The organism is Streptomyces sp. NPDC008137 (genome assembly GCF_042957035.1).
GTDB lineage: Bacteria > Actinomycetota > Actinomycetes > Streptomycetales > Streptomycetaceae > Streptomyces.
The window spans coordinates 281041-299245 of record NZ_JBIBHN010000002.1; the positions used below are offsets into that span (position 1 = coordinate 281041).

General features: G+C 69.2%; 24 protein-coding genes. 23 read left to right on the plus strand and 1 reads right to left on the minus strand.

Annotated elements, in window-relative coordinates; all coding sequences use genetic code 11:
- Nucleotides 1-35 precede the first annotated feature (35 nt).
- From ACFZBT_RS04780 to ACFZBT_RS04800, 5 genes are read left to right on the plus strand one after another with little or no spacing between them, the layout of a single operon-like run.
- Nucleotides 36-632 carry a hypothetical protein gene (locus ACFZBT_RS04780; RefSeq protein ID WP_391098295.1) on the plus strand — a complete coding sequence of 199 codons (597 nt, stop codon included), beginning with the start codon at nucleotides 36-38 and terminating at the stop codon, nucleotides 630-632.
- 15 nt (nucleotides 633-647) lie between these two features.
- Nucleotides 648-1610: a phage major capsid protein gene (locus tag ACFZBT_RS04785; RefSeq protein WP_391098299.1), complete on the plus strand. Its 963-nt coding sequence runs from the start codon at nucleotides 648-650 to the stop codon at nucleotides 1608-1610.
- 50 nt (nucleotides 1611-1660) lie between these two features.
- Entirely contained in the window at nucleotides 1661-2635 is a 975-nt protein-coding gene (locus ACFZBT_RS04790; RefSeq protein ID WP_391098302.1) for a glycosyltransferase, read from the plus strand.
- Nucleotides 2636-2644: 9 nt separating this feature from the next.
- A complete protein-coding gene (locus ACFZBT_RS04795; RefSeq protein ID WP_391098305.1) occupies nucleotides 2645-3061 on the plus strand; it encodes a hypothetical protein in 417 nt (138 codons plus the stop codon).
- A complete protein-coding gene (locus tag ACFZBT_RS04800) occupies nucleotides 3062-3424 on the plus strand; it encodes a hypothetical protein (protein ID WP_391098307.1) in 363 nt (120 codons plus the stop codon).
- On the opposite strand, the gene ACFZBT_RS04805 is transcribed toward ACFZBT_RS04800, so the two are convergent.
- Nucleotides 3421-3744 carry a DUF4429 domain-containing protein gene (locus tag ACFZBT_RS04805; RefSeq protein WP_391098309.1) on the minus strand — a complete coding sequence of 108 codons (324 nt, stop codon included), beginning with the start codon at nucleotides 3742-3744 and terminating at the stop codon, nucleotides 3421-3423. The two genes, ACFZBT_RS04800 and ACFZBT_RS04805, sit on opposite strands and share 4 nt — an antisense overlap.
- A 33-nt stretch (nucleotides 3745-3777) precedes the next feature.
- On the opposite strand from ACFZBT_RS04805, the gene ACFZBT_RS04810 reads away from it, so the two are divergent.
- The 18 genes from ACFZBT_RS04810 to ACFZBT_RS04895 all read left to right on the plus strand — a co-directional run bounded on the left by ACFZBT_RS04810 (nucleotide 3778) and on the right by ACFZBT_RS04895 (nucleotide 18200).
- Nucleotides 3778-4104 (plus strand): HK97 gp10 family phage protein, encoded by a 327-nt coding sequence (locus ACFZBT_RS04810; RefSeq protein ID WP_391098311.1) that lies wholly within the window; start codon nucleotides 3778-3780, stop codon nucleotides 4102-4104.
- The gene (locus ACFZBT_RS04815) at nucleotides 4104-4505 is read left to right on the plus strand and encodes a hypothetical protein (RefSeq protein ID WP_391098313.1); all 402 of its coding nucleotides are present in this window, start codon (nucleotides 4104-4106) and stop codon (nucleotides 4503-4505) included. The genes ACFZBT_RS04810 and ACFZBT_RS04815 overlap by 1 nt, the downstream gene beginning before the upstream one ends.
- A 74-nt stretch (nucleotides 4506-4579) precedes the next feature.
- Complete coding sequence (locus tag ACFZBT_RS04820; protein WP_391098315.1) at nucleotides 4580-5167, plus strand: phage tail protein; 588 nt, start codon at nucleotides 4580-4582, stop codon at nucleotides 5165-5167.
- 91 nt (nucleotides 5168-5258) lie between these two features.
- The gene (locus ACFZBT_RS04825; protein WP_391098318.1) at nucleotides 5259-5609 is read left to right on the plus strand and encodes a hypothetical protein; all 351 of its coding nucleotides are present in this window, start codon (nucleotides 5259-5261) and stop codon (nucleotides 5607-5609) included.
- 8 nt (nucleotides 5610-5617) lie between these two features.
- Nucleotides 5618-6013: a hypothetical protein gene (locus ACFZBT_RS04830; RefSeq protein ID WP_391098321.1), complete on the plus strand. Its 396-nt coding sequence runs from the start codon at nucleotides 5618-5620 to the stop codon at nucleotides 6011-6013.
- An 18-nt stretch (nucleotides 6014-6031) separates the two neighbouring features.
- A complete protein-coding gene (locus ACFZBT_RS04835; protein ID WP_391098324.1) occupies nucleotides 6032-10534 on the plus strand; it encodes a hypothetical protein in 4503 nt (1500 codons plus the stop codon).
- 10 nt (nucleotides 10535-10544) lie between these two features.
- Entirely contained in the window at nucleotides 10545-12773 is a 2229-nt protein-coding gene (locus ACFZBT_RS04840) for a hypothetical protein (protein WP_391098326.1), read from the plus strand.
- A gap of 13 nt (nucleotides 12774-12786) precedes the next feature.
- On the plus strand, nucleotides 12787-13869 hold the full coding sequence (locus ACFZBT_RS04845; protein WP_391098328.1) for a DUF5047 domain-containing protein: 1083 nt from the start codon (nucleotides 12787-12789) through the stop codon (nucleotides 13867-13869).
- A complete protein-coding gene (locus ACFZBT_RS04850; RefSeq protein ID WP_391098331.1) occupies nucleotides 13866-14138 on the plus strand; it encodes a hypothetical protein in 273 nt (90 codons plus the stop codon). Before ACFZBT_RS04845 ends, ACFZBT_RS04850 begins: the two co-directional genes overlap by 4 nt.
- An 11-nt stretch (nucleotides 14139-14149) precedes the next feature.
- Nucleotides 14150-14740: a hypothetical protein gene (locus tag ACFZBT_RS04855; protein WP_391098334.1), complete on the plus strand. Its 591-nt coding sequence runs from the start codon at nucleotides 14150-14152 to the stop codon at nucleotides 14738-14740.
- 22 nt (nucleotides 14741-14762) lie between these two features.
- Nucleotides 14763-15602, plus strand: coding sequence for an N-acetylmuramoyl-L-alanine amidase (locus ACFZBT_RS04860; protein WP_391098337.1), 840 nt, complete (start codon nucleotides 14763-14765; stop codon nucleotides 15600-15602).
- A 2-nt stretch (nucleotides 15603-15604) separates the two neighbouring features.
- Nucleotides 15605-15967, plus strand: coding sequence for a hypothetical protein (locus ACFZBT_RS04865; protein ID WP_391098339.1), 363 nt, complete (start codon nucleotides 15605-15607; stop codon nucleotides 15965-15967).
- Between the two features lie 36 nt (nucleotides 15968-16003).
- Nucleotides 16004-16324: a hypothetical protein gene (locus tag ACFZBT_RS04870; RefSeq protein ID WP_366628121.1), complete on the plus strand. Its 321-nt coding sequence runs from the start codon at nucleotides 16004-16006 to the stop codon at nucleotides 16322-16324.
- Complete coding sequence (locus tag ACFZBT_RS04875) at nucleotides 16287-16508, plus strand: hypothetical protein (RefSeq protein ID WP_391098342.1); 222 nt, start codon at nucleotides 16287-16289, stop codon at nucleotides 16506-16508. Before ACFZBT_RS04870 ends, ACFZBT_RS04875 begins: the two co-directional genes overlap by 38 nt.
- On the plus strand, nucleotides 16505-16834 hold the full coding sequence (locus tag ACFZBT_RS04880) for a hypothetical protein (RefSeq protein WP_391098344.1): 330 nt from the start codon (nucleotides 16505-16507) through the stop codon (nucleotides 16832-16834). Before ACFZBT_RS04875 ends, ACFZBT_RS04880 begins: the two co-directional genes overlap by 4 nt.
- Before the next feature lie 3 nt (nucleotides 16835-16837).
- The gene (locus ACFZBT_RS04885; RefSeq protein ID WP_391098347.1) at nucleotides 16838-16996 is read left to right on the plus strand and encodes a hypothetical protein; all 159 of its coding nucleotides are present in this window, start codon (nucleotides 16838-16840) and stop codon (nucleotides 16994-16996) included.
- A 212-nt stretch (nucleotides 16997-17208) separates the two neighbouring features.
- Nucleotides 17209-17868, plus strand: a complete 660-nt coding sequence (locus ACFZBT_RS04890; protein WP_391098350.1) for a recombinase family protein — start codon at nucleotides 17209-17211, stop codon at nucleotides 17866-17868.
- On the plus strand, nucleotides 17865-18200 hold the full coding sequence (locus ACFZBT_RS04895) for a hypothetical protein (RefSeq protein WP_391098352.1): 336 nt from the start codon (nucleotides 17865-17867) through the stop codon (nucleotides 18198-18200). Before ACFZBT_RS04890 ends, ACFZBT_RS04895 begins: the two co-directional genes overlap by 4 nt.
- The last annotated feature ends 5 nt before the right edge of the window (nucleotides 18201-18205 follow it).

Genomic DNA, 18205 nt, shown 5'->3' on the forward strand with positions numbered 1-18205 from the left:
GCGGCCTTTCTCAGCCCCTGGAGGGCCAACTAGCCATGCCCGAGAACGAGGAGACGACCGAGCAGGTCGAGGCGGAGCCGCAGCAGTCCGAGGCCGCCCCGGAGGCGGAGCAGGACCCGGCGGACCCGTGGGCGGATCCCGCCAAGGCCCGCAAGGAGATCGAGAAGCTCCGCAAGGAGTCCGCGAGCTGGCGCACGAAGTACCAGGAGACCAAGCCTCTGGCGCAGAAGGCGCAGGAGCTGGAGGACGCGCAGAAGACGGAGCAGGAGCGGCTCACCGAGCAGCTCGCCGCCGTCGAGCAGCGCATGCAGTCCTTCCGGCAGCGGGCTGTCCGCTCCGAGGTGAAGGCCCTGGCGGCGGCCGAGTTCGCCGACCCGGAGGACGCGCACGCGTTCCTCGACCTCCATTCCTACGTGGACGACGACGGCGACGTCGACACGGCGGCGATCCAGCAGGACCTGAAGGACCTGCTGAAGCGCAAGCCGCACCTCGCCAGGCCGGCCGACACCTCGCCGCGGGCGCCGAAGGCGGACCGCACGCAGGGCTCTTCGGGCAACGGCAACCGAACCCCCAACGATCCGGCGGCTGTGTTCGCCGACTTCATGAGCCAGGGCCTCGCACGGGGCCGCTGAGAAAGGTAGCCCCCGATGGCAGCCACGAATCCGATCAAGCTGTCCACCGTCGACCCGATCTTCCTTCCGGAGACGCTGGTCGGCCCGATCTTCGAGAAGTCCGTCGAGGGCTCTGCGGTTATGAGCCTGGCCCGGAGGGTGCCGCTGTCGATGACGGCGAACACCGCGGTGCCGGTGCCGCTCGACGTGCCGACCGCCGACTGGGTGTCTGAGGGTGGCCGCAAGCCGCTGAGCTCGGGCGGTGTCGAGGTCAAGCAGATGAGCGGCAAGAAGATCGCCGTCCTCATCCCGGTGTCGATGGAGGTCGCCCAGTCCAACGCGGCTGGCCTGTGGACGCAGCTGCAGCGCGACCTGCCGACGGCGTTCGCGCGGGCCTTCGACATGGCCACGATCCACGGGAAGAACATGAAGGGTGGCACTGGTCCGTTCGCCGACTACTTCGCCATGACCTCGAAGGCGGTGTCCCTGGGCACGACGGCGCAGAACCAGGGCGGCATCTGGGGCGACTTCGTCTCCGGCATGGAGGAGATCATCGACGACGACTGGGACTACACCGGTACCGTCGCCGACAACCGCCTGAAGCCGAAGCTCCTCGCCGCCACGTCAACCACGGGCGAGCCGCTGTTCGTGGCGACCCGCCAGCCCGGTGCCGGCACCGGTGCCGCTCTGCAGGGTGAGCTGATCGGCGAGCCGATCGCCTACTCCCGCAGCGTCTCGGGCAAGCTGCGCCGCCAGTCCACCTCGGCGGATTCCGGGCTGCGCGCGATCGGCGGTGACTTCTCACAGGCCGCATACGGCGTGGGCATGGACATCTCCGTCAAGCTGTCCCGTGAGGCGACGTACATCGACGAGGACGGCGGCGTGCACAGCGCCTTCCAGGAGAACCTGGTGCTCCTCCTTGCGGAGGCCTACTACGGCTTCGTCTTGGGCGACGCGGAGGCGTTCGTCAAGTTCACCGGCACGCCGAGCGGTTCCTGATGGGGGCGGTCCTGGCTTCCGCGCCGGGCGGGACCGCGCCGCTCAGCATCGTGGCCCGCGTTCATGCGATGCCGCCGGAGCACAACGCGGGCGCCGAGCACATGCTCGTCTCCATGCTGCGGCCTCTGGTGGAACGTGGGCACGACGTATCCGTCTGGCTGTCCCGGTACGGCAAGACCAGCAAGGTCTACGAGTACCGGGGCATCCGCGTGGTGCCGCTGGAGGCCCGCCTCGACTTCCCGACGGCGGTCCGCAAGGCGCACGTGCTCATCTCGCATCTGGAGTGCGTGCCGCATACGGCAGCGCTGGCGCGCGGCTACAGCAAGCCGGTGGTGGCGATCTGCCATAACACGCACCGGCCCACGTTCCGGGATGCCGCTGCGGGCGGTACCGCGCTGGCGGTCTACAACTCGCAGTGGATGGAGCGGGAGGCGGAGTTGTTCTTCGCCGAGTACCCGCAGGCGGTCCGGCCGGCCGCTAGCCTGATCGTGCGCCCGCCGGTGTTCGCCGACGAGTACGCGACGAAGCCGGGCAAGGCCATCACGCTGATCAACTGCAATCCGGAGAAGGGCGGCAGGGTCCTGGAGGCCCTGGCGCACCGCATGCCGGACCAGCAGTTCCTCGCGGTGAAGGGCGCCTACGGGGAGCAGATCCTGCCGGACCTGCCGAACGTCGAGATCGTCGAGCACGTGCGCGGCGAGGACATGCGGACCCGGGTGTACGGCCGCACGAAGGTGCTGCTGATGCCGTCGTCCTACGAGTCCTGGGGCCGGGCCGGCATCGAGGCGCTCGCCTCCGGAATCCCTGTCGTCGCTCACCCCACCCCCGGGCTGTGCGAGTCGCTCGGCGAGGCCGGGGTGTTCGTCGACCGCAACGACGTGGCCGGCTACGAGGCGGTGCTGCGGAAGCTGCTCGCGCCTGCGGAGTACCGGCTGGCATCGAAGCGGGCCAAGGTCCGGTCTGCCGAGCTGGATCCGACCGCTGAACTGGCCGCCTGGTGTGACGCCGTGGAGGCCCTGGCCTAGGAGGTCGGCATGGCGTTCGTGGCACCCACAGCGGAGGAGCTCGGCCTGTACCTCGGGCTCCCTGAGATCGACGGCGCCCGGGCTGATCTGCTCATCCAGGATGCGGTCGCCTTGTGCGAGACGGTGGTGAAGCCGCTCCCCGAACAGGCCACCGCCGTGGTTCTGTCGGCCGCCGGCCGCGCCTACGTCAATCCGCAGCAGGTGTCCTACGAGACGATCGGCCCCATGTCGGTGCAGCGCCCGTCCGGTTCGGGCGGCCTGTATCTGACGCGGGCCGACAAAGCCGCACTGAAGAGCGCGGCCGGACGAGGCGGCGCCTTCACCGTGGACCCGACACCAGCCACAGCGGACCCATCGCCGACGTATCCGGTGGACGAGGACTTCGGGCCGCCCCTGGAGTACGAGCCCGGCTGGGGGTGGGTGTAGATGCCTGCCCCGTATCCGTTCGGGGAGACGGTGCGGATCCTGCGTACCGGCCCCTCGCCCGGGCGGGACCCGCGCGGGCAGCCGCTGCCGGGCCCGGACGAGTCGTTCGACGTGCCGGGCTGCGTGGTCGCTCCGCGGGAGTCGGCGCCCACGGTGGGCGGTTCGGAGCAGCAGGGTCGGGACACGGTCGTCGTCGGCTGGACCGTATACGCACCCGCCGGGACACAGATCCGCACCACCGACAAGGCCCGCATCCGGGGCGTGATCTGCGAGATCACGGGCGAGCCCGGCGACTGGGGCCGCAACCCCTTCACCGGGCTCCCTGGGCCCGTGCAGTTCGCGGCGGACCGGGTGACGGGCTAGCCGCGGGCCTGCTCGACAGCAGCGATCAGCTTCTCGGCGGCATCGTTGCTCTTGCGCGGGATGGACAGGCTGTAGGGGTCCTCATACGGCGGCCTGCCGCCACCGAACGACCCGGTGGGCTTCTCCGGGGCGGGCTGGCTGTCCGGCATGAGGAACTGCACGTAGCCGTGGAACAGCCGGTTGCCGGGCTTGAAGCGGCTGCCGGTCACGTCTGCGGCTCTGATCCGCACTGGCGCCGGCTTCGGTCCGATCGGCGTCTTCGTGATGGTGACCCATTCGCCGTCGAAGCTGATGCGGCCGAGCACGCCTTTGACGTCCATACGCCCCCCCCTTGAGTGTGAGGAGTTGAGGGTATGGCAGCGCGGTTCAAGATGAAGCGGAAAGGCGTGGGCCAGCTGCTCAAGTCGGAGATGATCCGGGCCGACCTTGTGCGCCGAGCCGAGGACATCCGAGCCTCCGCGGTCGCCCTCTCGCCGGTCGGCAGCTCAGGCGACCCGCACCCGGGCCAGTACAAGGGAGCCTGGGAAGTGATCAGTACACGCCGGGGCGGCCGTCGCCGTGACCGGGCCGTCGCCTACGTGCGGAACCCGACGTACTACGCACGGTGGGTGGAGTACGGCACCGAGCGCGTGCCAGCCCACCATGTCCTGCTGCGGGCCGCTGCCGCGGGTGGCGACTGATGGCCGCCGTCGGCTCGGTCGACGTCGAGCTGGAAGTCATCGTGTGGCTGCGCGCCCGCCTCGACCCCGACGTCTTCGTCCGCGACGAGACGGACAACAACCTCCTGGGCGAGCTGCCCACGGTGCAGGTGCAGCGGATTCCGTCGGGCGGCGATGACGGGATCCGGCTCGACCGGGCCTTCATCGACATTGATGTATACGCCGCGACGCGCGCCGAGGCGATCGCCTTGTCGGCGACGATCCGCGGCCTGCTGCTTGATGAACTGCGCGGCTCTTCGACAGAGGCGGCCGTGTTCAGCCGGGTGGGCACGATCAGCGCCCCTGGCGTCCGCCCCTATGAGAACACCGCCCTGCGACGTGTCGGGGCGGTCTACGAGATCTACAGTCACCCGGTCTCCTGACCGGCTGGGCCCGCGCCGGACCCTGTAATCCGACCCCGCCTGCCGCGGGGTCTTCGCATGTCTGGAGACCCTTCATGGTTTCGATCACCCGCGCGGCGGACCTTCTGGAAGTCGGTGCGAATGGCGGCGGCTGGGTCGCCCCTCTCGGTAGCACCTCGCCCGGAGACCCGGCGATTCAGCCGGTGTCGCCGTGGCTGCCGCTCGGCGCCATCTCTGACGACGGCCTGGTGCAGGGCTTCGAGGAGGACACCCAATCCTTCACCCCGTGGGGCTACACCGCCCCGATCCGCACCACAATCACCAGCTCGCTGCGCACGTTCGGGCTGACGGTGTGGGAGACCGGCCGCACCACCGTGCAGTCACTGCAGTACCGCATCGACAGCGCGGACCTGGCCCCGACGTCCGGGCTGACGACGTTCGCGGAGACCGCTTCTCCGGTGCCGGACCGCAGGGCGTTCTGGTTCGTCGTCCTCGACGGCGACAACTTCCAGCGCGGCTTCTACGTGCCGGAGGGCGAGATCACCGAGCGGTCGGACGTCACCCACAAGCAGGACGAGATCGCCGGCTTCGAGTGGACGATCACCGCCTACCCGGACACCGCCGGCAACACCGTCTACCACTTCGACCGCGTCCCGGAGACCGAGGCGTACACCGGGTCCTGAGCCGGTGGACGGGCCGCCACCCTGGCGCGGGCCCGGCCCGTCCACCTTCCCCCTTTCCTGCCCGCGCCCTGCACAGAAGGAGGCCCGCGCCATGCCCGCCACCAAGGACCAGATCGAAGCCGCCCGCGCCCAGGAAGCCGAGGCCAACGAGCAGGAGTACGTCACCGTGCCCCTCGCCGGGCACGACGGCGTCACCAAGGACGTCCGCTGCGTGCCCGCCGGACGCTGGCGCGCCTCGACGATCCGCGCCCTCAACTCCGGCGAGATCGACACCTTCATGGAGATCAACCTCCACCCGGACGACTTCGAGATCTTCGAGGAGCTCGACCCGACCATGGACGGCTTCGGCAAGTTCGTCGCCGACGCCAGCCGGATCAGCGGTGAGTCCCTGGGGAAATCCAGTGGACCTTCGCGGTCCTCACGCAGCACGCGGAAGCGGTAGAAGCCGACTTGCTCGAGCGGGGCATCGATGTCCTCGACGTTCACCGGGGGCGCATGTCGTGGCGGCGGCTCCGGATCCTGATCCAGCACCTGCCGCCCGAATCGGCGACCTGGACTGCGTTGCGCAACGCCACGGACCCGGAAGAACTTGCCGGGCAGGCCGAGGGCGGCGAGCCGGAGAAGGCCCGCTGGTCCCAGCTGGAACAGCTCGTCGCGGTCGTCGCGGACCGGGTGGCACGCCTGGAGTGGGTGCTGCTCTGCGTGAACATCGAGAAGAAGAGCAAGCGCCCGGACCCGCCTGAGCCGATTCGCCGCCCCGGCGCCTCGCCGCGCAAGGCGAAGCCGAAGCTCAACGAGAACAGCGCCAACCGGCTATTCCAGCTCATTCAGGGAGGCGCCGAGTAGCGCCACGGAGGAGGTGCCGTGGCCGCCATCAGCGTGGGCTCCGTCGAAGTCGACGTCGTCCCCAACACACGGGGCATCCGAGCTCAGCTACAGCGCAGCCTCATACCCGCCGCCGACCAGGTCGGGGACGAGGTCGGCCGCATCATCGGCCGGCACATCTCCACTCAGGTCGCGCAGGCCATCCGCAACGGCGTCACCGCTGGCGGGCGTACTGCGCAAGCGCCTGCGGCACGCCAGGGTCAGGCGACGGGCAGCACGTTCGCCCGGTCGCTGCGCACCACCCTCGAAGCGGCCCTGCGTAACCTGCCCGAGGTCCGACTGCACGCCAACAGCACGGACGCCCAGCGGGAGATCTACAACATCCGCCGGCAGCTGCAGACGCTGCAGGATTCGCGGATCGGCATCGACATCAGCTCCGCCGACGCGGTCGCCGCGATCAACCACCTGCAGCAGCGTCTCCAGAGGCTGTCGGCGTCGGATGCCGACGTGGCAATCCGTGTCGACGCCGCGAGCGCGGCCACGACGCTCGCGGCGATCCAGGCTCAGGTGAACCGCCTGGACGGGCAGACCGCCAATGTCGACGTCGACACCCACTCGGCAGCGGCGAACCTGCGAATGCTGACTCAGGCGGCCATCATGTTCGGCCCGGCCATGATCCCGGCCCTGCCGGTGGTGGCCGCCGGACTGGGCGCGATCGCCGCTGCGGCAACTGCCGCCGCCGTCGGAGTCGGCTCCATCGCCCTGGTGGCTGTGCCTGCCTTCCTCCAGATGGGCAAGGTCATGCAGGCGCAGAAGGCCGCTCAGGACGCCGCCACGAACGCGACAATGCGGGGCGGCCAAGCCGCATCTCAGGGCGCTCAGCGGGCGCTGCAGATGGCGTCAGCCCAGCAGTCCCTGGCGTCCGCGCACCGCAACGCCGCCCGGCAGATCCGACAGGCCGAGGAAGGCGTCGCAGACGCGGTGCGCTCCGCGTCGGAGGCCAACAGGCGGGCCAAGCAGCAGCTCGCGGACGCCGTTCAGCAGGCTGCGGAACGGCAGCGGCAGGCCGCCGAGCAGGTGGCCCGGGCAGAGGAATCCCTGGCGGACGCCCAGCGTGACGCGCGGCAGGCGCAGCAGGACCTGAACCAGGCCCGCCGTGACGCAGCGCAGGAGCTCGCCGACCTGGAGACTCGCCTCACCAACGCGCAACTGTCCGAGCGCGACGCGGTCTTGTCGGTGCAAGAAGCCCGGGACCGGCTGCGCGCCGTACAGGCATCCGGGTCGAAGGCATCCTTGCTGGAGCAGCAGCGGGCGCAACTCGCCTACGACCAGGCCGTGCAGCGCCTCAAGGAGCAGCAGGCCGAGACGAAGAGCCTGACCTCGCAGAAGAAGGCCGCCGACAAGGCGGGCGTCGAGGGCTCCAAGACCGTGCAGGACGCGCAGGAGCGCCTCCGGCAGGCCGACGAGGCGGTGGCTGAACAGCAGCGGGAGCTGACCCGGTCCCGTCAGGACGCGGCCCGCCAGCAGGTCGAGGCGCAGCAGGCCGTCGCAGAGGCGCAGCGCAACGTCGCCCGCACCCAGGAGGACGGCGCCCGCTCGGTGGCCCGAGCCCAGCAGCAGTTGGCGGACGCCCAGCAGTCGGCTGCGGACTCGATCGCCTCTGCTCAGCGCCAGATTGCCTCCGCGTCGCTTCAGGCGGCCGGGGGCGTCGATCAGGCTGCCATCGCGCAGGCCAAGTACCAGCAGGAGCTGGCGAAGCTCACCCCGGCAGCGCGTGAGACGTTCAACGCGTTCCTCGGTCTGCGTACCGCGTTCGGCGCGTGGTCGAAGTCCCTACAGCCCGCAGTGATGCCGATCTTCACGCGGGCGCTGAACGGGCTGAAGAACTCCCTCCCCGGCCTGACCCCGTTCGTCCTGGAGGCCGCCGACGCCATCAAGAGGCTCCAGGCCCGGGCCTCGGCCGGGTTCAAGTCGCCCTGGTGGAAGACGTTCAAGCAGGACCTTCAGGGATCCATCAAGCCCGCCATCGAGGGCCTGGGGGTCAGCTTCGGCCGCGTGTTCAAGGGCATGGCCGGCATCCTCCAGGCCTTCTTCCCGCACATGGACTCCATCTCGGAGCGCATGCAGAGGATCACCGGCCGGTTCGCCGCATGGGGCACCAGCCTGAAGGGCTCGCCCGCGTTCGAGCGGTTCCTGGCCTACAGCTCGGAGCACGGCCCGCTCCTCGCCGAAACGCTCGGGAAGATCGCCACCGCGTTCTTCGACATCGGGAAGGCCCTCGAACCGGTCGCCGGGCCACTGCTGCAGCTGATAGGCAAGTTGGCGGAGGGCCTCAGCTCGATCGCCACTCATGCGCCCGAGCTCGTCATCGGCTTGTGGGGCCTGTTCGTGGTGACCCGCCTGTGGGCGGGCGCCATGCTGCTCGTGAACGGCGCCATGGCGGCCTTCAACCTGATCTCCATGGCAGGCCCGTGGGGCTGGATCGCCCTCGCGATCGGCGCCGTCGTCATCGCCGTCATCTACCTCTACCGGCGATTCGCCTGGTTCCGGACCGCCGTACAGGCCGTCTGGTCGGCGATCAAGACGGGCGCTCTGTGGCTGTGGAACAACGCACTCAAGCCCGCGTTCTCCGCGATCTGGGGCGGCCTGCAGACCGTCGGCCGCTGGGCGATGTGGCTGTGGAACAACGCCATCAAACCGGCTTTCAACGGCATCGTCTTCATCGGGAAGATCCTGCTCACCGCCCTGGTGACGATCGTCTTCCTGCCGCTGTATGCGGCGTTCAAGCTGATCGCCTGGGTCGCGATGTGGCTGTGGAAGAACGCGATCAAGCCTGCGTTCGAGGGCATCGCCTGGCTGGCCAAATGGCTCTGGACCAACGTCTTCCGGCCCACGTTCCAGTGGATCGGCGACAAGGCCAAGTGGCTGTGGAACAACGCCATCAAACCGGCCTGGAACGGCATCCAGACCGGCGCCAAGTGGATGTGGGAGAAGGTCCTCCGGCCGGTCTTCCGCTTCATCTGGCAGGGCATGCAGGAGGTCGGCCGCTGGGGCAAGTGGCTGTGGCAGAACGCCATCAAGCCCGCCTGGAACGGCATCGTGACGGCAGGGAAGTGGGCGTGGGAGAAGGGCATCAAGCCCGTCTTCGACCGCTTCAAGGGCATCGTCAAGAGCCTGAGGAGCGCGTTCGACACTGCGGTCAGCGGCATCCGAACGGCCTGGGACAAGATCAAGTCCATTTCGAGGAAGCCCGTCCAGTTCGTCGTCGACACCGTCTACAACAAGGGCATCGTCGCCGTCTGGAACAAGGTCGCCTCAGCGTTCGGGGCGCCCAAGCTGTCGACCTACAAGTTCGCCAGCGGCGGCGTCATGCCCGGCTACACGCCGGGCCGCGATGTCCACAAGTTCCTGTCCCCGACCGGTGGCCAGCTGGAGCTCAGCGGCGGCGAGGCCATCATGCGGCCAGAGTTCACCCGCGCGGTCGGCTCCGGCTTCGTCGGCTACTTCAACCGCATCGCCAAGTCCCAGGGCGCCCAGGGCGTCAAGGCTGCCTTGGCGCCCGTACTGGGCGGCAACCCGGCGATGCCCACGGACCGCTCGCTCCGCTACGCCAATGGCGGCATGGTGCAACGGTTCGCGGACGGCGGCATCTTCGGCTGGATCAAGAAGACCGCGAGCGCTGCGGTCGGCGCCGGCTCCGACGCCTGGAACCTCGTCAAGAAGGGTGCGTCCTGGCTCAGCGACACCCTCGAATCGTCCGCCCGTGCAGGTGTGAAGAACGTAGTGAACCCGCTGCTGAACTCCTTCCCCGGCATGGACACCGGGTTCGGCAAGATGATCCGGCGCATCCCTACGCGCATCATCGACGCCCTGTTCGGCTACAGCAAGGAGGCCGACAAGCGGGGCGGTGGCGGCATCGGCGGCCCCCGCATCCAGGCAGCACTGCGCTGGGCGAAAACCCAGAACGGCAAGCCCTACCAGTGGGCCGGAAACGGCAACCCCTCCTGGGACTGCTCCGGTTTCATGTCGGCGATCGAGTCCGTCATCCGCGGGCAGAAGCCGCACCGCCGCTGGTCGACGCACGCCTTCAAGGGCGGCACGCCGCCCGGCTGGGTCAAGAACGGCCAGTCCGCGTTCCGAGTCGGCATCACGCATGCCGGCGTCGGCCACACCGCGGGCACGCTGGGCAAGACCAAGGTCGAGTCCCGGGGCGGTGACGGCGTGGTCGTGGGCCCCAGGGCGCGCGGCTACAACGACCGCCTGTTCACGTCGTGGTACGGCTTCAAGCCCGGCAGCTACGACAGCGGCGGCTACCTCCAGCCCGGCATGAACCTCGCCTACAACGGCACCGGGCGGCCGGAGCCGGTCTTCACCACGGCACAGGCCAACGCGCTCACCTCGCTGGCGGCACGGTCGGGTCAGCAGCAGCTCGGCGACCTGCAGGTTGCGGTGTTCGTCGGCAACGAGCAGATCACCGACATCGCGCGGGCCGAGGTCCGCACCGCGCAGGGCGAGCTCATCCAGGTACTCAACGCGAGCTGAGGAGGACCTCTTGGCGATCCCCGGGAACCTCCTCAGCTCGACGACGGAGACCATCGACCCGAACACGTCGGGGTGGACGAGCAAGCTCAACTGCACGATCTTGATGGGCACGGGCGGGCGGACGGGCGGGCTGGGCTGCCTGCTGGTGCGCTCGGTCGCTGCGGGGGAGATGCAGGCCCGCACTGTCTCCTCCTATCCGGTCACCGCGGGGACGACCTACTACGCGTTCGCGGACGCCGCGGGCGCGAGCGCGGAGCGGATCGGCATCCGATGGATGGCCGGGGCGACGGAGCTGTCCATCACCTGGTCGCTCACGACGATGACCGCGGCGGCGACCTGGCACCGCGTGTCCGTGGCGGGCCCGGCTCCAGCGGGGGCAACGCAGGCGCAGGTTCTGCTGTCCAGCACGGAAGCGGCGGGGGCCGTCTCCCACTTCTGGGAGAACATCTACCTCGGGGCGCCCGTCCGGACCCTCGGCAACCTGCTGCCCTTCAACACGGAGTCCAGCGAGGTCGACGCATCCGGATGGGCGCCGGTCGTCAACGCCAGCATCTCCCGCCAGGTGCCGGTGATGGGCTGGGCAGTCACCAACTACGTCGCTGGCGGGCAGACGCTGGCGATGACCGCGGTCGCTGCGGGCAACGCCAGCATCCTGTCCGTGGACCGGCCGGCGGTCACCCCGGGCCAGGAGTACCTGGCCTATGCCTACATGCAGCCGCCCACCGTCGCGTCCACCGCGTGGATCGAGCTCAGGTACTACGACGTCAACGACAACCAGATCCAGGCCACCCGCAGCACGCTCGCTCCGCCGACCCCGGCGACGGGCATGTACCGGCAGCGGGTCTCCGCCGTAGCGCCCGCCAACGCGGCGACGTGCTCGCTCGCCGCGGGCCTCGACGGCGCGTCGGCCGGGCAGGTGCTGCGACTGGAGACCATCGTCATCACCGCTGCGCCTGAGTTGCAGGCCGGAACGGTCGTGCCCTATGCGGACGGGAGTTTCGAGCAGGGTGTTGCCGGGTGGACGGTGGCCAACGGTGTGGCCACGATCGCCCGCACCAGCCCGTGGGGCAGCAGCTTCTTCGAGGGCGCCTACTCCCTGGCCATCACCTCCAGCACCGCCAGCGTCTCGACGATCCGCTCCGCCAAGTTCCCGATCACCGAGGACACGAACTGGCGGGCCCAGATCCTCGCGTTCCCGGACGCCGGCACGTGGTCGACGGTGGGCGTGCGGCTCCGCTGGTACGACGAGGACGACAACGACCTCGGCGCCAGCACGGGCGTCAACTACGTTGTGCCGGGCAGCAGCTGGTACGCCATGCCGTCCGATGCGGAGGCGCCTGCCGGGGCGACCCAGGCGGCGATCGAGCTGGTCGTCACCGCGACCGCAGCGGCCAGCGTCCTGCATGTCGACCTCGTCGCCCTGTGGGAGGTACTGCCGCAGACCGCGGTTCAGGCGCACTCCGACGACGGGTACATCACGCTCACCCTGCGCGAACTGCCCGTCGACTACTACCTGTCGGTGTACCGCACGGCCGCGGACGGTTCCCGCAAGCTGGTGCGCGGCACGAGCGGGCTGATCGACATGCAGCCCATCACCTCGGACCTGCTCATCGTCGAAGACCACGAAGCTCCCTTCGGCCTCGCGGTCGCCTACAGCATCGTGATCCGCAACGCGGACGGCACCACCGCATCCACCCGCAGCTCGGGGGCGGTCACTCTCGAGCTGGCCGACATCAACGAGGCCTGGCTGAAGGATCCCGGCAACCCGCAGCGCAACCTGCGGGTGATGGTGAACAAGGCCCCCGACTGGCAGCGGCCCATCGAGCAGTCCGTGCAGCGGGTGCGCGGGCGCCGCAACCCGGTCGTCCTGTCGGGGGTGCGCGGCGGACTCGAGGGCGACCTCGTCATCTGGACGCGCAGCGGAGAGGAGCGGACGGCCCTGCATCTGCTGCTCGACTCCGGCAACACGCTGCTGTGGCAGGCGGCGGCAGGCATGGGCGTGGCCGACATGTACGTGGCCGTCGCCCAAATCGACGAGAGCCGGGTCAGTCCGCTGGCTCAGGAGTCGTGGCGGGCTTGGACGCTACCGCTGACCGAGCAGGACATGCCGGTCACGACTGGCGTCAACGGGTCGGGTGGCCGCACCTGTCAGGACGTGGTCACCGAGTTCGCGACCTGCCAGGACTTGCTCGACGTGTACGGCACTTCCGAGGATCTGCTGCTCGACCGCCGGGGGTGATGCCGTGTACCCGGTGTCGAAACGCTTCCTGGCCCGGCTCGCCGAGTCGCACACCCCGGTCACCAAGGTGGAGCTGTGGCTGACGACCGGCGAGGTCATCGACCTGCCCCACACTGGCGGGTCGGTGACCGTGGACCGCAGCCAGGCGATCCGCCGAACCTGCACGGTCACCTGCCCCGACCCGTCTCTGATCCCGCGCACACCCACCGACCAACTCGCCACCTACGGGGCGCGACTCCGGGTCTCCCGTGGCGTCGAATACGGCGACGGCAGCCAGGAGCTGGTGCCGCTCGGCCTGTTCCGTCTGGACGATGCGGACGGCGACGTCTCCGAAGGGCCGGTGACGCTCCAGGGAAAAGGCCTTGAGACGGTCGTCCAGGACGACAAGTTCACCACCCGCTACAGGGCGTCCGGGACGGTCGTAACCGCCGTCACGAGCCTGATCCGCCGCAGCATCCTCGACGCCGACGTCGTCAGCGAGATCGACGACATCGTGATCGGCCCACGCGACTTCGACGTCGAGGGCGACCCGTGGGCCGGCTGCCAGGAGATCGCCGCCGCCGCGGGCGCCGAGGTCTACGCCAACGCGGACGGCGTGTTCGTCATCCGCGTGCTTCCGGACCTCGCCACCGTCGACCCCGTGTGGGCTGTCGAGGCGACCGAGGGCGGCGTCTACATCTCCGGCAACCGGGCCATGTCCAGCCAGGGAGTCCACAACGGATGGCTCGCCCGCGGCGAGAGCACCTCGGACAGCGTTGCGCCTGTCTCCTACCTGGCCACCGACAGTGACCCCAACTCGCCCACGTACTGGGGCGGGCCCTACGGCCGCCGGCCCGGCTTCCACTCGTCCAGCACACTCACCACGCTCGCCGCCTGCCAGAACGCGGCCCGGCTCAAGCTGGCGGCGGCCCGGGCGCCGAACGCGTCCGGTGACATCTCCTCGCTGCCGAACCCGGCTCTCGAACCCGGCGACATCCTGCGCGTCATGCACGAGGACGGCTCCCGCGAACTCCACCAGGTCGCCAGCTTCTCCGTGCCGCTCGACCTCGGCGGCGACTTCCCGATCTCGACCATCAGCGCTAAGGAGGACGCGTGAAATCCGGGCACTCCATCAACCGGGATCTCGGCGCCGCCCTGAAGCGGTCCGCGCGCCGCACCGGCGAGAACGCGCCGTCAGTCCGCGGGGCCCGGCTCATGCTCGCCACCGTCACCGACGTACTCACCGGCGGCCTCGTCGAAGTCGACGGCGACATGAGCGTGCGCCGCCTCGCCTCCTACACCACCCCCGCCGACGGCGACCTGGTCTGCCTCGCCGACTTCGGCAACGGCAACTGGCTCGTCCTCGGCAAGCTCGCAACGACCTGAGAGGGGGCCCCGTGACCGCGCCCGACCAGTACGGCCAGGACGTTCAGATCTGGCAGATGACGGACCCACCGTCCATCCCCGGCGCCGCCCAGGCACTCGCCGACGGCATCATCCCCCGAACCGTGATGCGGTTCTCCTCCGCCTCCGAACGCGGCGCCACCCTCGACAGCCCCATCGAGGGGATGACGACCTGGCTGGAGGACTCCAACAGCTTCGAGATCTGGAACGGCTCCGCATGGATCACACCCGAGCCGGACCTGGTCAGCGGCACCACTGGGCTCAGCGCGGCGGCCGGATTCACCGTCAACGACTTCTTCGGGTACAGGCAGGGCCGGGTCACGTCCATCGACCTGTACCTGACCCGCACCGGCGGCACCATCGATGCCTCGGGCGGCAACATCACCGACACCGTATGCGCGACCGTCCCCACGAGCTGGCGCCCCACGCACAGCACGATCAACGGCTGCTGGGACAACGGAGCCGCGCACGGCGGCTACGTGATCGGTGTCGACGGCATCGTCACCCTCCGCACCGCCAGCAACGACATCGGCAGCGGCACCAACCTCAGGCTCCACATCACCTTCCTCCGCACCACCTTCTGACCCGCACAGAAAGGGGGACGGCATGACGCTCGTCTCCAGATCTCAGTGGGGTGCCCGCGCCTACCGCCTGCCCAACGGCGCCACCCTGTACAGCGGCACCCGGCGCCGCGGCGTGAAGCTCCACTACCTCGGCACCGCCTACACGGACCGCCCGCACGACAAGTGCGACGACTACGTCCGCCAGATCCAGGCCCAGCACATGGACGGCAACGGCTGGTCCGACATCGGCTACTCGTTCGTCGTCTGCACCCACGGCTCCGTCTACGAGGGCCGCGGCCTGCGACGCCGCAACTCGGCGAACGGCAACACCACCCTCAACGACCAGGACTACGCCGTGCTGCTCATGGTCGGCTCCTCCGGCCTCACCAAGCCGACCGAGACCCAGCTCGACGGGGCGCGCGACGCCATCGACTACTGCCGCAAGGAAGGCCCGGCCGGCACGTGGCTCGGCGGCCACCGTGACGGCTACGCCACCAGCTGTCCCGGCGACCCCATCTACGTCTGGGTCAAGGCCGGCGCACCCCGACCCACCGCAGTACAGGAGGACCCCATGGCGGGCATGACCAAGCAGGACATCTACGACGCCGTCTGGAAGACCGACCAGGTCGCCGCCCCGGACACCGCACCGGACCGCAAGACCAACGTCAACTGGCAGCCGCAGTCCTACATCAAGGACATCGGCAACCGGGTCCGCGCCATGGACGCCCGCCTCACGGCCCAGTCCGCCGCCATCGCCAAGCTGGCGCAGCTCGTCGGCTCCGACGTCGACACCGCCCAGGTCGTCGCCGCTGTGGAGAAGGCCATCGCCGACGCCGTGGTCAAGGTCAGCGTCGACGTCACCACCGAGAACCAGGAGTCCTGACCATGAAGCTGTTCGGCAGAGAGCCGGTCGTCGTACTGAACACCCTGTCGGCGGTGCTCGGCCTCGTCGTCTCCCTCGGCGTGACGAGCCTGACCGCAGAGCAGGCCGGCGTCGTCGTCGCGCTGGTCTCCGCGATCCTCGGCGGTATCGCCGCCGCGATGACCCGGCCGATCGCCCCGCAGGCGTTCACCGCGATCGTCGCCGCTGGCGCCACCGCCGTGGCCGCGTTCGGCTACGAGGTCAGCCAGGGCACCGTCGGCGCCATCAACACCTTCGTGCTGGCCCTGCTCACCCTGCTGGCCCGCGTGCAGGTCTCGCCGGCGAATCCCTCCGCTCCCGCCACCGCCGAGCCGCCGCGCGTCTGACCAGGTGAGACCGTTACCACTACAGGGGAGGGCGCAGTGAGCGAGGTCTTCGGCGTCAACCCGGGCGACGCCGGAGCTGTCACGCTCCTCGTCGTCGTTGTCCTGCTCGTCCTCACCGGGCGCCTCATCCCCAGACGCACCCACGAGGACGCCATCGCCGACCGGGACAACTGGCGGCAGGCGTTCCTCGAGAGCGAGGCGGCCCGCAAGGTCGAGCACGAGCAGGTCGAAGAACTACTCGAACTGGCGAAACTCGGCGGGCACATCCTCACCGCACTGCCCCGCCCGGGGCAGGCGGACGAGGAGGAGGTGACAGCCGATGCTCGGATGGATCCGGCGCCTCGTACACGGCGATGACACCAGCGAGCAGACCCCTTCCGAGGCCGCCCTGGAACGCGCGCGCGACGCCCGGCAGGAAACCGAGGAACGCTGGTCCGCCGTCCGGGACGCCGTCGCCCCCATCCGGCAGGCCCGCATCGAGAACCACTGGGCGGAGAAGGTGGAGGCCGCCTTCGGGGCCCGCAGAGGAGAAGCACGATGACAGACCTGGGGGTCGACGCCTGGATGAACACGGTCATGTCGGCGCTCGGCTTCATCGCCTGCGCGGTCTTCGTGACCCTGTATCACCTGCGGGCACCGTGGTGGCGTAGCTCGGTGGGCCGTAACCAGATGGCGTTCGTGGCGGCCATCGGCCTGCTGTTGCTGTACACGGTGCTGGTCACCGTGCTGCAGGGCAGCGACTGTGCGCTGATCGTGCTGCGCAGCATCCGCACGGTCGCGGTGGCTGCGGTCGTCGTGCTGGTGGTGCAGCGGACCCGGCTGCTGCTGAAAGTTCAGCGGGAAAGCCGCAACCGAACTGGAGTGTGACCTATGCCTGATCCGATCCCGCTCCGGCCGCGCCGGGACGACACGGCCGCCGACATGCGGTCGCTCGTGCAGCTGGGGGAGGCCGAACCCCAGCCGATCCCCGCGCCGGCCACCAACCCGTTCCTGGCACCGGACTGGCCGCCGGACGACGAACCCGCGTGACGACAACGCCCCGCCCTCCTGCTTCGGCAGGGGAGCGGGGCGCTTCGTCGTGTCCGGGCCGTGGGTGGCTGTTCATCAATCGGTCGGCTACTGATCCTGAACGATCTCCCGTGCGGACGCGTCGACATGACGGTCCGTCTGTTCATTTGCCCGTTCATCTGGAATGCTGTTCAGGAATCGTGCACTGTCTACTTCCTGAACCTGGAGGGGTATTGGATCTCATTGGGTACGGCCGCGTTAGCACCGATGAACAGAACACACTGCGCCAGCGCCTGGACCTCGAAGCCGCTGGCTGCATCCGCATCTTCGAAGAGAAGATCAGCGGCAAGATCAGCCACGAGAAGCGACCCGAGCTCGTGAAGGCGTTGGACTTCATGCGCCCCGGGGACATGCTGTGCGTGCAAGAGGTGGACCGCCTTGGCCGCAACCTCCTCGACGGACTCCTCCTCATGGGGCACCTTGGCGAGCAGGGATACCCCCTTCGCGTCCTCAAAGGCATCGGCGCCGGCGACCACTACCCGGAGGACCACCCCAAGCATGACCCACAGGCCGACATGATGCTCAAGCTCGCCATGCTGCTCGCCGAGGAGCGCCGCAAGGACATCAGTCGCAAGACGAAGAACGGGCTTGAAGCCGCCAGAAAGTCCGGCAAACAGTTCGGCCGCCGACCGGTGATGACCGAGCCTCTCGTGATTCAGGCTGTCGCCTTGCGTGCCCAGGGCTTCACGATCCGGCAGATCCAACCGCACCTTCGGATCACCGAAGGCAAGAGCAAGGGCAAGAACCCCAGCGTCGGTGCCATCTCGCAGGCGCTCCAGGAGTACGACAGGAGCAACGCAGCCAGCGACGCGATCACGGAGAAGGCCTCGTGACTCTGGAGATCCGCACCACCGGCGACCCGAACTGCTTCGACTTGTACGACGACGTCACCGACGAGCGGATCGGTGAGATCGTCAACCCGCCCGACGACTGGTCCGATGCCCCAGCGGACAGCCCTCCATACTGGACGGCCGAGATCTGGAGCCAGATGGGCACGGGTAAGACATGGACGGGCGAGTCCGAGAGTTTCGACGAGATCAAGCAGCATGCGCTGGAGATGTATGAGGAGTTCGCGGCAGAGCGACGCGAGTTGAGCAAAGGATCCCGCACCTGGACGACGGGCAGTGTCCCCATGGGCGGCAAGCCCGGATGGCGCCGCCGCTGACCGGG